Below are 13,439 nucleotides of genomic sequence, written 5' to 3' on the forward strand. Positions count from 1 at the left end.
CATGCTATTCATGAAAGAAATAGCCGGATGGTTCAAGCAAGTCGCGGGAGCCAAAATGGAGGAAATTCGAATTGAAACGGTTTCGATCACTTCCTCATTATCGATGCCAAAAGGGCTTTATTTGCCTGTTGAAGAAAATCCGAATTTTTTAGCGGCGATAAAACAAGGAGCGATTGCGGCATTGTGGAACACGGACAGCCCTTTGCCGAGATCGGTGCCTAACGATTTTCCAGTTTTTCAAACACAAGATTTATTTGATGCCTTTAACACGATTGCTGAGAATTACAAGAAAAAAATAGAACAAGAAGAGTGGAAAGAAATGACAACTTTTATTTTTTATCAAAACGATCCATCATTCAATCAATATTTACCATTCCACCTAGATGATGAAAGGGAAATGGAACAGCTGTTTTCATCTATTAATCAATATGGGAAGAGGAGGGGATAACGATGATGGAACAAGTGATTTTCTATACGATCTTGATGGGGTTTTTAATCACTGTGCTTCTTTCGCCCATTTTTATCCCCTTTTTGAGAAGATTAAAATTTGGGCAAAGCATTCGCAAAGAAGGGCCAAAATCCCACCAGAAAAAATCAGGCACACCAACAATGGGCGGAATCGTTATTTTACTGTCTATCATCATTACGACTCTAGTGATGACCGGAAAGTTTTCCAAACCGAATGTGGAAACCTATCTATTGCTTTTTGTGACAGTTGGATTTGGTCTGCTTGGATTTTTAGATGATTTTATTAAAGTGGTGATGAAGCGGAATTTAGGGTTGACATCCAAGCAAAAATTGTTGGGTCAAATCATTATTTCCGTTATTTTTTATTTTTTCTATAAGCAGCATCATTATTCAACGGAGTTGTCCATTCCATTTACGGATATATCGGTCGATTTGGGCTGGTTGTATGTATTGTTTGTTATTTTTTGGCTTGTTGGTTTTTCCAATGCTGTCAACTTGACAGACGGTCTTGACGGGCTTGTTTCGGGAACGAGCGCGATTGCATTCGGGGCGTTCGGAGTGTTGGCTTGGAATCAATCGCAATATGAGACAGCTGTGTTTGCGATGGCAGTGGTGGGAGCTGTGTTAGGATTTCTCGTCTTTAATGCCCACCCGGCCAAAGTGTTTATGGGAGATACCGGTTCGTTGGCGCTTGGAGGTGCGATTGCCACCATTTCTTTGCTAACGAAGCTTGAGCTCGTCCTTCTGGTCATCGGTGCGGTGTTTGTCGCAGAGACGCTGTCTGTTATATTGCAAGTGATTTCTTTTAAAACGACCGGCAAGCGTATTTTCCGGATGAGTCCGCTGCATCATCATTTTGAGCTCGGCGGTTGGTCAGAATGGCGTGTCGTCGTGACTTTTTGGACGGCCTCTCTTATTTGTGCAGGACTAGGAATCTATATCGGAGTGTGGGACTAATTGAAAACGATCACTAAATTTCAGCATAAAAAAGTATTAGTATTGGGCCTCGCCAAAAGCGGAGCAAGCGCGGCTTCACTTCTACATAAGCTTGGCGCATTTGTCACAGTAAACGATAAAAAACCTTTGCAGGAAAATCCTCAAGCCCAAGATTTACTGGAACAGGGCATAAAGGTGATCACGGGTTCCCATCCCATCGAATTGTTGGATGAGGGATATGAGTATATCGTCAAAAATCCCGGCATTCCTTATTCGAACCCTCTTGTTCGGGGGGCTTTGGAACGTGGGATTCCGATTTTGACGGAAATAGAATTGGCTTATTTAATTTCGGAAGCTCCTATCATCGGCATTACCGGCACGAACGGCAAGACAACGACAACGACGTTAATTTTCGAGATGTTAGAAAAGGATGGGAAGCGGCCGCTTATCGCCGGAAATATTGGAAAAGTAGCTTCTAAAGTTGCCCAAAAGGCAACGGAAGAGAATATAGTGGTCATGGAATTGTCTTCTTTTCAGCTGATGGGGATTGATACGTTCAGGCCTCATATTTCCATTATTACGAATTTGTATGAGGCTCATCTTGATTACCATGGAACAAAAGAAGAATATGCAAAAGCGAAAGCGAATATTACGAGAAATCAAACAGAAGACGATTATCTGATTATCAATGGCGATCAAGAAGAACTAATTGAACTGACGAAATTTTCCAAAGCGAAAAAAGTTCTATTTTCCACTAAACGGGTGATTGAGGACGGAGCTTATATCCAAGACGGCATCGTCTATTTCCGTGGTGAAAAATTGATCGATACAGAGGAAATTGCTCTCCCGGGATCCCATAATTTAGAAAATATACTGGCTGCAGTTGCAGCCGTTAAATTGGCCGGCGGGGGAAATGAAGCGATTCGAAACGTGTTAAAAGTTTTCGCTGGAGTAAAACATCGCACTCAATATGTCGGTGAAGTGAATGGCCGAAAATTTTACAACGATTCGAAGGCAACGAATACGTTGGCGACTAAAGCCGCTTTAAGCGCCTTTCAAAGCCCGATTATTCTCCTTGCAGGCGGTCTGGACCGCGGAAACGGTTTTGACGATCTTATTCCTTATTTAAAAAATGTGAAAGCTGTCATTACATTTGGACAAACAGCAGAAAAAATTTCCGAAACGGCGCGCAAAGCGGGCATTAAAACGATTGTTCATGCGGAGAATGTGAGCGATGCAGTGCCAAAAGCATATCAGTTATCAGAGAAAGGGGACATTATTCTGTTATCGCCGGCATGCGCCAGCTGGGATCAGTATAAAACTTTCGAACAACGCGGTGATATTTTTATTGAGGCTGTGCATAGACTGAAGTAAGAGCTTGTCTAGTGGATGCACGGACCCAACAAAGAATTAACACCTACGATCGGCTAATTTCGTGCTGATTAGCTCAAATCTATGTCTATCGAGGTGTTGGCTTTGTCTTACAAAAAGTCTTCCCCGGACTTTGTTTTAATTGTACTGACACTTAGTCTTTTGGCCATTGGGCTCATCATGGTTTACAGCGCCAGCGCCGTTTGGGCGGAATATAAGTTTGGTGATTCATTTTATTTTGCAAAAAGGCAGCTGCTTTTTGCCGGCGCTGGCGTCATGGCGATGTTCTTTCTCATGAACGTGGAGTATTGGATATGGCGTTCATGGTCAAAAGTCATTCTGCTTGTTTGTTTTGCATTGCTCATTCTTGTGCTAGTGCCGGGAGTGGGAACAGTCAGAAACGGTTCGCGAAGCTGGATCGGGGTCGGTGCGTTTTCCATCCAGCCATCCGAGTTTATGAAACTGGCTATGATCGTTTTTTTGGCAAAATATTTATCAGAACGGCAAAAGTACATTACCTCTTTTAAAAAAGGGCTGGTACCTACATTGTCTTTAGTGTTTTTGGCCTTTGGACTCATTATGCTCCAGCCGGATCTTGGAACAGGAACTGTCATGGTGGGCACATGCATTGTGATGATCTTTATCTCCGGTGCTCAAATCAAACATTTCGCTGGCTTTGCTTTTGTCGGGCTGATTGGTTTTGCGGGTCTTATTCTTTCGGCACCTTATCGGATGAACCGCATTACCTCTTATCTGGATCCGTGGTCTGATCCACTGGGAACCGGTTTTCAGATCATACAATCGATGTATGCTATTGGACCAGGAGGATTATTTGGGCTGGGCTTGGGAGAAAGCCGGCAAAAATTTTTCTATTTGCCGGAGCCGCAAAACGATTTTATTTTTGCCATCTTAGCGGAAGAATTGGGGTTTATCGGCGGCAGCATTGTGCTCCTTTTATTTACGCTTTTATTATGGAGGGGCATACGCGTTGCATTGGGGGCTCCAGATTTGTATGGAAGTTTTTTGGCAGTGGGCATTATTTCCATGGTGGCCATCCAAGTCATGATCAATGTGGGCGTGGTGACCGGATTGATGCCGGTCACCGGCATCACCCTTCCTTTCTTGAGTTATGGCGGTTCTTCCTTGACGCTTGTATTAGCAGCCATTGGGATTCTTTTAAATGTAAGTCGTTATTCCCGATATTAAAAAACTGGAGACCTTATCTTTTAAGGTTTCCAGTTTTTTGTATGTGCGCCCGGCATGTACATGAACTATAGGGTGTAAGTCCCGAACCCCGAAGACAGAAGTAGAGGTTAGCCAAGAGCAAGGGTGTCCGTGGTGACGCGGAATCTGAAGGAAGCTGGAGGCAAAACACCGGTCCGAGGAACACGAACCTCATATAAGGCTAGGTATGATTGAGTGAGTTTGCATAACAAAACAAAGCTCTTTCTGTCGAAGGTCATATCGAGTAAATGAGGCGGATAGATGGTGTGAAAGTGCATGTACTTACCCGGGGAGGTCTGGCGGATATGTGAAGTACTCTTCATAACCTACTTAGTGATAAGTAGCTGAACCGTCAGAAGTCAGCAGAGGTCATAGTATTAGTTGGTCTAGAACAACTAAGAAGGACCGAACAATTAAGAGAGAATAGCCCTTGGTATTCAGTGAGTCATGATGAACACAGAAAACGTAGTACCTCACTTGAGGGAGGAAGCGGTGAATCCCGTGGGAGACCTCTTGGAGGGTGGAGTGACCACTGGCATAAAGAGAACAGCTATTCACGGAAGTTATAAAGACTTGCGTCAATTATCTTAATTGAACCGCCGTATACGGAACCGTACGTACGGTGGTGTGAGAGGACGGGAGTTAATCGCTCCCTCCTACTCGATTTTTGTTACAATGTTGCAATTTCTATTAAATTGTATTTGCGCATGGACATTCATTCGCTAAAATATAGTATGATAATGTAGTCGACCTTTGTGAACGTGTTTTCCGAAAAAGAAACAGGATGTGGATTGACTATCATGAATACGTACATAACAGTGAAAGAAGAATTTGAGGTGAAAAGAATATGAAAATCGTCGTCAGTGGCGGCGGTACTGGAGGGCATATTTACCCGGCTTTGGCTCTCATCAGGACCATAAAAGAAAAACATGCCGAAACTTCTTTTTTGTATATCGGAACAGAGAAGGGATTAGAATCAAAGCTTGTTCCGAGAGAAGGAATTGAGTTTCGCTCTATTCATATTACGGGTTTTAAACGTTCTCTTTCTTTTGAAAACGTGAAAACGGTGGCTCGTTTTCTAAAGGGTGTAAGAGAATGCAAGAAGTGGCTGAAAGAGTATAAGCCGGATATTGTCATCGGTACCGGCGGCTATGTGTGCGGACCGGTCGTATACGCCGCGTCGAAATTACATATTCCCACCATCATACACGAACAAAACAGCGTTCCTGGTTTAACCAATAAATTTTTAAGCAAATATGTTGATAAAATAGCGGTTTGTTTTGAGGCAGCCGAGGAATTTTTCCCACGGGAAAAAGTCATTTTGACTGGAAATCCCCGGGCTTCCGAAGTGGTTTCTGCGGAGAAAAATGGGGCTTTGCGTGCATTTGGATTAAAAGAAAATGTTCCTACTGTGCTTATTTTTGGCGGAAGCAGGGGAGCAAGACCTTTAAATGAAGCAGTCGTCAAATCGCTGCCTGTGTTAGGAAACAAACCGTATCAAATTTTGTATATAACAGGAGAAATCCATTTTGAGAATGTCAAAAAGGAAGTCTCTTTAGCAGGAAAGCCGTCCAATGTCGCTATTGCTCCGTTTGTCCATAATATGCCGGAGATATTAAAAGAAGTAGATTTGGTTGTTTCTCGTGCCGGAGCAACTACTTTAGCAGAACTAACGGCGCTTGGAGTACCGAGCATCTTAATTCCGAGCCCTTATGTGACGAACAACCATCAAGAAAAAAATGCTCGGACTTTAGCCGATAAAGGAGCGGCAGTATTGCTTTTAGAAAAAGAATTGTCACCGGAGCGGCTGGTCAAGGAGCTGGATGCCGTTTTAACAAACGAGAATCGACTGAAAAAAATGAAGCAAGCTTCTTCCAAATTGGGAATTCCAGATGCATCTGATCGATTATACCAAGTAATGGTTGAACTGGCGAACTCATCGGATCCCCAATAAGGCCGATTAATCCTAGCTGCGTGTCCGTACAAGAAAATAGGATGAATCAACTGTACTATGCGCCGTGTGTTTCCTGGCCTTGGACAAGGTGAGCAGAGGGAACATGCTCCTAGTATCTGTTCAGCAACATCAGGGAGGGAATGGAGTGGAAAATGGGAAAATCGTCTCGTTGGAGGATCGGATTCCTAGATTAAAAGAATATCGCAAAAGGAAGGCGAATCGCCGGCTGATTTTACTTCTTTTTCTTTTTTTCTTATTAGTGTTGTCAGTGGTCTATTTTTTGTCGCCTATCAGCCATGTAAAAGAAGTGACTGTTTCTGGAAACCATGTGCTGAAAACGAAAGATATTATCAAATGGAGCAATATTGAAAATGGAATGAGCATTTGGAAATTGAACAAGGACGATGTGGAAAAACGGCTAAAAAAAATACCCGAAATTAAATCATCAGACATATCCGTCCGGTTCCCGAACCGTATCCATATTAAAATCAAGGAAATGAAGCAAATCGGCTATCTCGCGAATGGCGACACATATGAACCGGTTCTGGAAAACGGACGTGTGATAAAAGAAAAAACTGTAAAGATTCCAAAACAATTACCCATTCTATTTGATTTTAAAAAAGATGATGTTTTAAAAGAAATGGTGAAATCGTTAAACGAATTGCCGGTTGAAATCGTCAATTCCATTTCAGAGATACACTACACACCGAAAAAAACGGATCGCTATCATATAACGCTTTATATGAATGATGGTTATGAAGTAAGAGCAACACTTGAGACGTTTTCGAAAAAAATGGTGTATTATCCTTCCATTGTTAGTCAATTGGATCCGAAAGTAAAAGGAGTTATCGATTTAGAAGTAGGTACTTTTTTTCAATCCTATAAAGGAGAAAAGAAACAAAACAATAGATAAAGGAAAGAAAGGTCGTTAGGTCATAAGAACTATTTTTGTTCATGAAAGAAATTTTTTTTTGCTATGGTTTCCGTAAAAAATACAATATTTATGTACCGTTGAAATTCGGAAAAAGCGATTAATGAATGGAAACGTATGGCAAAAACTATTTTTAACTGTCCTATTGCGTTCTGGGTGGATAACTGACATAAAGTTTAAGGATGGGCGGGAGTGAAAGAAAAAAGAAAAACGACGTAGGAGAAAATCCTTTAGCTAAATTTCGCTTTTCTCCCTTTGAATCTTAGTGTAGACTTGTATTTAGCATACTTTTGCCATTGCATCGCAATAAACTTTTTTAAAAAAATTTTCATGAAGATGCAAAGCTATGAGCGATGAAAAAAATTCATATTTTTTAAAGGGAAATAAGTAAAAAATGACGAATAACTTAACAAGGTATTTACAAGAATTGGTCAATTGTTGTTCACAATCGGATTACGCTGGATGTAAGATAAAGGAGGTGCCAGAGAATGAACAGCAATGAGATTTATGTCAGTCTTGACATCGGTACATCCACAGTTAAAGTCATTATCGGCGAAATGGTTAATGATTCATTAAATATCATCGGTGTCGGAAATGTAAAATCGAAAGGAATTAAGAAAGGATCCATTATTGATATAGATGAAACCGTTCATTCTATAAAAAAAGCAGTCGAACAAGCTGAAAGAATGGTTGGAATGGAGATCAAGCAAGTGATCGTTGGCATTCCGGCCAATCAAGTGCAGCTGCAGCCGTGCAGCGGAGTAGTCGCTGTATCTAGCGAGAATCGTGAAATTACAGATGAAGATGTTGCTAGAGTGATAGACGCCTGCCAAGTGATGCCGATTCCGCAGGATCGGGAAATAATCAATGTTTTGCCTAAACAATTTATCGTGGACGGATTGGATGAAATCAACGATCCAAGAGGAATGATAGGGGTCCGCTTGGAAATGGAAGGAATCTTAATAACCGGATCCAAAACTTTATTACATAATACATTACGTTGCGTAGAAAGAGCTGGACTGGAGATTCTGGAAATCGTCCTGCAGCCGTTGGCAGCCGGAACGGTGGCGTTATCACGGGACGAACAAATATTAGGCACTGCGTTGATTGATATTGGCGGAGGTTCAACCACCTTAACGGTATTTGAACAAGGACATATAAAAGCCACAACGGTTTTTCCTGTGGGCGGCGATCATATTACGAAAGATTTATCCGTTGGACTTCGGACCAATACGGAAGATGCCGAAAAAATAAAAATAAAATTCGGCCATGCGTTTTATGATCTTGCCTCGGAGGACGAAGTTTTCAGTGTGCCAATCATAGGAAGCGACCAACATCAGCAATTCAATCAATTAGAAATTTCTGATATTATTGAAGCTAGATTGGAAGAGATTTTTGAATTGGCACGGCAAGAAATGAAACGGATGGGTGTCCATGATTTGCCGGGCGGCATTGTTCTTACTGGCGGAGTTGCCAATATGCCAGGTGTGATGGAATTAGCTCAAAGCATTTTTGAAAATCGAGTACGCATTGCAGTTCCTGATTACATTGGTGTTCGAAATCCACAGTTTATCACATCTATTGGATTGATACAGTACGCTTACAAGACTGCAAGAATGCAAGGAAGAACGGTAAGTGCGAATCCGGAACCGGTCATGGTGCCGGACGCGAGAATTCAAAAAGAAATAGAACCGCAACCTTCGAAAGAAAAAGTGAAGCCTGACAAACATAAAGAAGAAAAATTTACTGCTAAAATGAAAAGAATTTTTGGTTACTTTTTTGATGAGTAGTCATCTTGAGGGAATAACGACGAATTAGGAGGATTTGTCATGTTGGAGTTTGATATGAGTGTAGATTCATTTGCGTCGATAAAAGTAATCGGTGTTGGCGGCGGAGGAAACAATGCGGTCAACCGTATGATTGAACATGGTGTACAAGGGGTAGAATTTATTGCCGTCAACACAGATGCACAAGCGTTGAATTTATCCAAAGCGGAAATCAAAATGCAAATTGGGGCCAAGCTGACCCGAGGATTGGGAGCCGGTGCCAACCCGGAAGTAGGAAAAAAAGCAGCTGAAGAAAGCAAAGAACAGATTGAAGAAGCGCTCAAAGGAGCGGATATGGTATTCGTAACAGCCGGTATGGGCGGCGGTACAGGAACCGGGGCCGCTCCGGTCATCGCTCAAATTTCAAAAGACTTAGGAGCTTTGACTGTTGGAGTCGTAACGCGCCCATTTACATTTGAAGGAAAAAAACGGGCAAACCAAGCAGCCGGGGGAATTGCGGCAATGAAAGAAGCGGTGGACACGTTAATTGTGATTCCGAATGACCGCCTTCTGGAAATTGTCGATAAGAGCACCCCGATGCTCGAAGCCTTCAGGGAAGCCGATAATGTATTGCGTCAAGGAGTTCAAGGCATTTCTGATTTGATTGCCGTTCCTGGATTGATTAACCTCGATTTTGCTGACGTCAAAACGATCATGTCTAATAAAGGATCAGCTTTGATGGGAATCGGAGTGGCTTCCGGTGAAAATCGGGCAGCAGAAGCTGCGAAAAAGGCTATTTCCAGTCCGCTTCTTGAAACGTCCATTGATGGCGCACAAGGTGTTCTCATGAATATTACGGGCGGAACAAACTTAAGCCTATATGAAGTACAAGAAGCAGCAGACATTGTAGCTTCTGCATCAGATCAAGAAGTCAATATGATTTTTGGATCTGTCATCAATGAGAATTTAAAAGACGAAATTGTCGTCACTGTCATTGCGACTGGATTTAAGCAAGATACATCACAAAACAGTAAACCGATTCGTACCGGATTGGGACAAGCCAAAGCGAGTGCTGCTCCTTCCAGTCATATCAAGCGTGAAGGAAAAAAAGAAGAAGCCTCTCACTTTGAAACACCTTCTCGTTCCAATGTTCAACCGCTGGAAGATACGCTTGATATTCCAACATTTTTACGCAATCGCAATCGCCGCAGATAAGTGAAAAAACGATATGAACATAAATGAAGAAAATGACTGTCTCCATTCCGTAATCTATGGTTTTTGGAGGCAGTCATTTTTTGTGCTAAGTATCAAACGATAGAGATCGTATTTTTAGCCGCTCTTGGAGAATGAAAGTTAGCCACATGCTGCAATGGGATGGAATGTGCGATCCATGAATAAAGATTCATTTAAATTTCGAATCTTGCCGGCTATTGTGACAAATCATAGGCGGTTTTATAGCATCCTCTCTTATTTCGGCCCCTTTTAAACTCATCATTCTTAGAAAATGATTGTCAAAAGAAGATTATAGAACAGTTTAAGGAATAAAGCTGACAATTTTCGAATATATCATTAAAAAAAAACCTATTATCGAATCCAAATTATGACACACTTTGGATGTGCAGTAGGATATACTTCGATAACAAAAGGGAAGAAAAAGGGGGAAAACATTGGTAGTCTATCTCGATGTGATATGGCTATTAAACTTGCTGGTGGACAGTTTGTTGTTATGGATGACGGCGCTTTTTTTAAAAAGGCAAGTGTCCTTTTTTCGTATTCTTCTCGGAGGGATAATCGGATCTTGCCTTGTTCTTCTATTGGCAACCAAGTTTGCGCCGATCGCGGGAAATCCGGCTGTGAAAGTTTTGTTCTCCATATGGATGGTATTGGCGGTGTTCGGCTATAAAAGGTTTCGCTTTTTTCTGTCCAATTTACTGACATTATATTTTGCAACTTTTCTGCTGGGGGGAATCTTAATAGGCATTCATTATTTTATTTCATTTGATTCCGATCTTCACTCCGCCACGCTTCTAGCAAATGTAAAAGGATTTGGCGATCCCATCAGCTGGGTGTTTGTCATGTTGGCGATTCCGGTTGCTTGGTATTTCTCTAAACGAAGATTGGAAGATTTTGAAACGGCCAAAATTCAATATGATCAACTTGTTGATGTGATGATTCATTTTGCCGGCTGCCAATTGGAATTGAAAGGGCTTGTCGACAGTGGCAATCACCTTTTCGATCCTTTGACAAAAACGCCCGTTATGATTGTTTCTACCAAAGGTCTGGAAAATACTCTTCCTAGAGAAATATTGGAAATAGCCGAAGAACCAGATAAGTTTTTAAATGGGGAATTAGAATTAAACCAAAAGTGGGCGGACCGGGTCCATTTCATTCCTGCTCAAAGCGTCGGAAAAACTCGTCAGCTTTTGCTGGCTTTTAAATCGGATGGGGTGGAAATCCAAAACCAACCTAGAGGAACTGTCAGCAAAGCATTGATTCATTTTACCGTTCAACAATTGTCGGCAGATCAATCTTTTGCATGTATCGTTCACCCGAAATTAGCGGCAACTGCCCCGAAAGAAAGTGCATCTTAACGTATTATTACTATACTCGTATGGATCGAAAATAGAAGGGGGATGACAAAAAATGAAAAAATGGAGAGTGCGATGGACGTATTTGTGGTATAAATTATTGATTGCTTTAGGATTAAAAACCGATGAAATTTATTACATCGGGGGGAGCGAGGCTCTTCCTCCGCCGCTGTCTAAAGAAGAAGAAAAAGTGCTGCTTGAGAAGCTGCCAAAAGGGGATAAAGCCGCTCGATCCATTTTAATTGAACGCAACTTAAGGCTGGTAGTCTACATCGCCCGAAAATTCGAGAATACAGGCATTAACATAGAAGATCTGATTAGTATCGGTACAATTGGTCTCATCAAAGCCGTTAACACGTTTAATCCTGAGAAAAAAATCAAATTAGCTACATATGCCTCTCGCTGTATTGAAAATGAAATTTTAATGCATTTAAGAAGAAACAATAAGATCCGTTCTGAAGTTTCCTTCGATGAGCCACTCAATGTCGATTGGGATGGAAACGAATTGCTTTTATCGGATGTGCTTGGTACTGAGGATAATATTATCACGAAAGACTTAGAATCGACTGTGGACAAAAAATTGTTGTTTAAAGCTTTGCATCAACTATCGGACAGAGAGAAGCAAATTATGGAGCTGAGATTCGGCCTGAACGGGGAAGAAGAAAAAACGCAAAAAGATGTCGCAGATATGCTTGGAATTTCCCAATCATACATTTCTCGGCTGGAAAAACGAATTATTCAAAGACTCCGAAAAGAGTTTAATAAAATGGTTTAAACAGTTAAGATTGATTGACATCCGATCATTTGTCGGAAAATAAAAAATAGATGGAAATAATAAATTTTAAAAGCGATCTAACGAAAAATACGGGCCAATCGCTTTACAGATAAGCGGCGGCGACAGGTTTTGAAGATGGATTCAGGCGTGCATAAAATTCCCTTCCAAGGAGATACTGATCTTTGAAATAGCAGCTCCTGCAAGGAGGGGAATCAATGGCTCGCAACAAAGTTGAAATCTGTGGTGTGAATACTTCTAAACTCCCTGTATTGAAAAATGAGGAGATGCGTGAGCTTTTTAAGCAAATGCAAGCAGGTGACATTTCTGCAAGAGAAAAGCTCGTTAATGGAAATCTTCGTCTTGTTTTAAGTGTGATCCAGCGGTTTAATAATCGCGGTGAATACGTGGATGACTTATTTCAAGTGGGCTGCATCGGATTAATGAAATCGATCGATAATTTTGATTTAAGTCAAAATGTTAAATTTTCCACTTATGCGGTCCCGATGATTATTGGGGAAATTCGCCGTTATTTGCGAGACAATAACCCAATCCGTGTTTCGCGTTCCCTTCGAGACATCGCCTATAAAGCGTTGCAAGTACGGGAACGGCTGATCAGTGAAACCTCAAAGGAACCAACAGCCGAAGAAATCAGCAAGGAATTGGATGTCCCCCATGAAGAAATTGTGTTCGCATTAGATGCCATTCAAGATCCCGTTTCTCTTTTTGAACCCATTTATAATGACGGGGGGGATCCCATTTATGTCATGGATCAGCTGAGCGACGAGAAAAATTTAGACAGCCAGTGGATTGAAGGGATCGCGCTTAAAGAAGGAATGAAGAGATTGAATGAACGCGAAAAAATGATCATAAGGAAACGCTTTTTCCAAGGAAAAACTCAAATGGAGGTGGCCGAAGAGATAGGCATTTCGCAAGCGCAAGTTTCAAGATTGGAAAAAGCGGCCATCCGACAAATGAATAAAAATATTCAATAAGAAACGGACCTCGCAAGCGAACAGCTTGCGGGGTCTTTTGTGCGGAGAAAGAGCATATATTGTAACAATAAGACGGAAAAGAAATGGGGAGAGATAATGGCAAGAGTCTCTGATTTTCAAGTGAAGGACGTTGTCAATGTTTCTGACGGAAAAAAGCTTGGAAATATAACGGATATTGAAATTAATCTCGATACTGGAAAAATTGATGCGATTGTGATGAATAACGGCGGAAAAGTCCTTGGCTTTTTTGGAAAAGAAGAAGAAACAGTCATACCTTGGAGTCAGATAGTAAAAATCGGCGAAGATGTGATTCTTGTCCGAACACGCGGATCTTATTATACTCAGTCGAAATTAGAAGAACCAAAAGAATAAATCACTTTAACAGTGACGTTTGTTGGCAATCGTGTTAAACTAAAGAAAAAACGGGAGTTGTC

Annotated in this window: 12 protein-coding genes; all 12 read left to right on the top strand. The window is 41.4% G+C overall.

Going from position 1 to position 13,439, the window contains the following annotated elements; genetic code table 11:
• Position 1: 1 nt before the first annotated feature.
• Positions 2 to 448 carry a hypothetical protein gene (locus NST12_RS06200; RefSeq protein ID WP_048623101.1) on the top strand — a complete coding sequence of 149 codons (447 nt, stop codon included), beginning with the start codon at positions 2 to 4 and terminating at the stop codon, positions 446 to 448.
• Positions 449 to 450: 2 nt separating this feature from the next.
• Positions 451 to 1,425 (top strand): phospho-N-acetylmuramoyl-pentapeptide-transferase, encoded by a 975-nt coding sequence (gene mraY / locus NST12_RS06205; RefSeq protein WP_048623102.1) that lies wholly within the window; start codon positions 451 to 453, stop codon positions 1,423 to 1,425.
• Positions 1,426 to 2,778 (top strand): UDP-N-acetylmuramoyl-L-alanine--D-glutamate ligase, encoded by a 1,353-nt coding sequence (murD, locus tag NST12_RS06210; RefSeq protein WP_048623103.1) that lies wholly within the window; start codon positions 1,426 to 1,428, stop codon positions 2,776 to 2,778.
• A 102-nt stretch (positions 2,779 to 2,880) separates the two neighbouring features.
• A complete protein-coding gene (spoVE, locus tag NST12_RS06215; protein ID WP_003354483.1) occupies positions 2,881 to 3,981 on the top strand; it encodes a stage V sporulation protein E in 1,101 nt (366 codons plus the stop codon).
• Between the two features lie 865 nt (positions 3,982 to 4,846).
• A complete protein-coding gene (gene murG, locus NST12_RS06220; protein WP_048623104.1) occupies positions 4,847 to 5,953 on the top strand; it encodes an undecaprenyldiphospho-muramoylpentapeptide beta-N-acetylglucosaminyltransferase in 1,107 nt (368 codons plus the stop codon).
• 145 nt (positions 5,954 to 6,098) lie between these two features.
• Positions 6,099 to 6,866 (top strand): cell division protein FtsQ/DivIB, encoded by a 768-nt coding sequence (locus NST12_RS06225; RefSeq protein ID WP_048623105.1) that lies wholly within the window; start codon positions 6,099 to 6,101, stop codon positions 6,864 to 6,866.
• A gap of 506 nt (positions 6,867 to 7,372) precedes the next feature.
• Entirely contained in the window at positions 7,373 to 8,674 is a 1,302-nt protein-coding gene (gene ftsA, locus NST12_RS06230) for a cell division protein FtsA (protein WP_048623106.1), read from the top strand.
• Positions 8,675 to 8,713: 39 nt separating this feature from the next.
• Complete coding sequence (gene ftsZ / locus NST12_RS06235; protein ID WP_048623107.1) at positions 8,714 to 9,865, top strand: cell division protein FtsZ; 1,152 nt, start codon at positions 8,714 to 8,716, stop codon at positions 9,863 to 9,865.
• A gap of 452 nt (positions 9,866 to 10,317) precedes the next feature.
• Positions 10,318 to 11,241, top strand: coding sequence for a sigma-E processing peptidase SpoIIGA (spoIIGA, locus tag NST12_RS06240; RefSeq protein ID WP_048623108.1), 924 nt, complete (start codon positions 10,318 to 10,320; stop codon positions 11,239 to 11,241).
• Between the two features lie 52 nt (positions 11,242 to 11,293).
• Positions 11,294 to 12,013 (top strand): RNA polymerase sporulation sigma factor SigE, encoded by a 720-nt coding sequence (gene sigE, locus NST12_RS06245; protein ID WP_341029064.1) that lies wholly within the window; start codon positions 11,294 to 11,296, stop codon positions 12,011 to 12,013.
• A 215-nt stretch (positions 12,014 to 12,228) separates the two neighbouring features.
• Positions 12,229 to 13,005 carry an RNA polymerase sporulation sigma factor SigG gene (gene sigG, locus NST12_RS06250; protein WP_003354491.1) on the top strand — a complete coding sequence of 259 codons (777 nt, stop codon included), beginning with the start codon at positions 12,229 to 12,231 and terminating at the stop codon, positions 13,003 to 13,005.
• Between the two features lie 96 nt (positions 13,006 to 13,101).
• Positions 13,102 to 13,377 carry a YlmC/YmxH family sporulation protein gene (locus NST12_RS06255; protein ID WP_003354492.1) on the top strand — a complete coding sequence of 92 codons (276 nt, stop codon included), beginning with the start codon at positions 13,102 to 13,104 and terminating at the stop codon, positions 13,375 to 13,377.
• Positions 13,378 to 13,439: the final 62 nt, after the last annotated feature.

Source organism: Bacillus sp. FSL W8-1127 (genome assembly GCF_038006725.1).
GTDB classification, from domain to species: domain Bacteria; phylum Bacillota; class Bacilli; order Bacillales; family DSM-4216; genus Bacillus_O; species Bacillus_O smithii.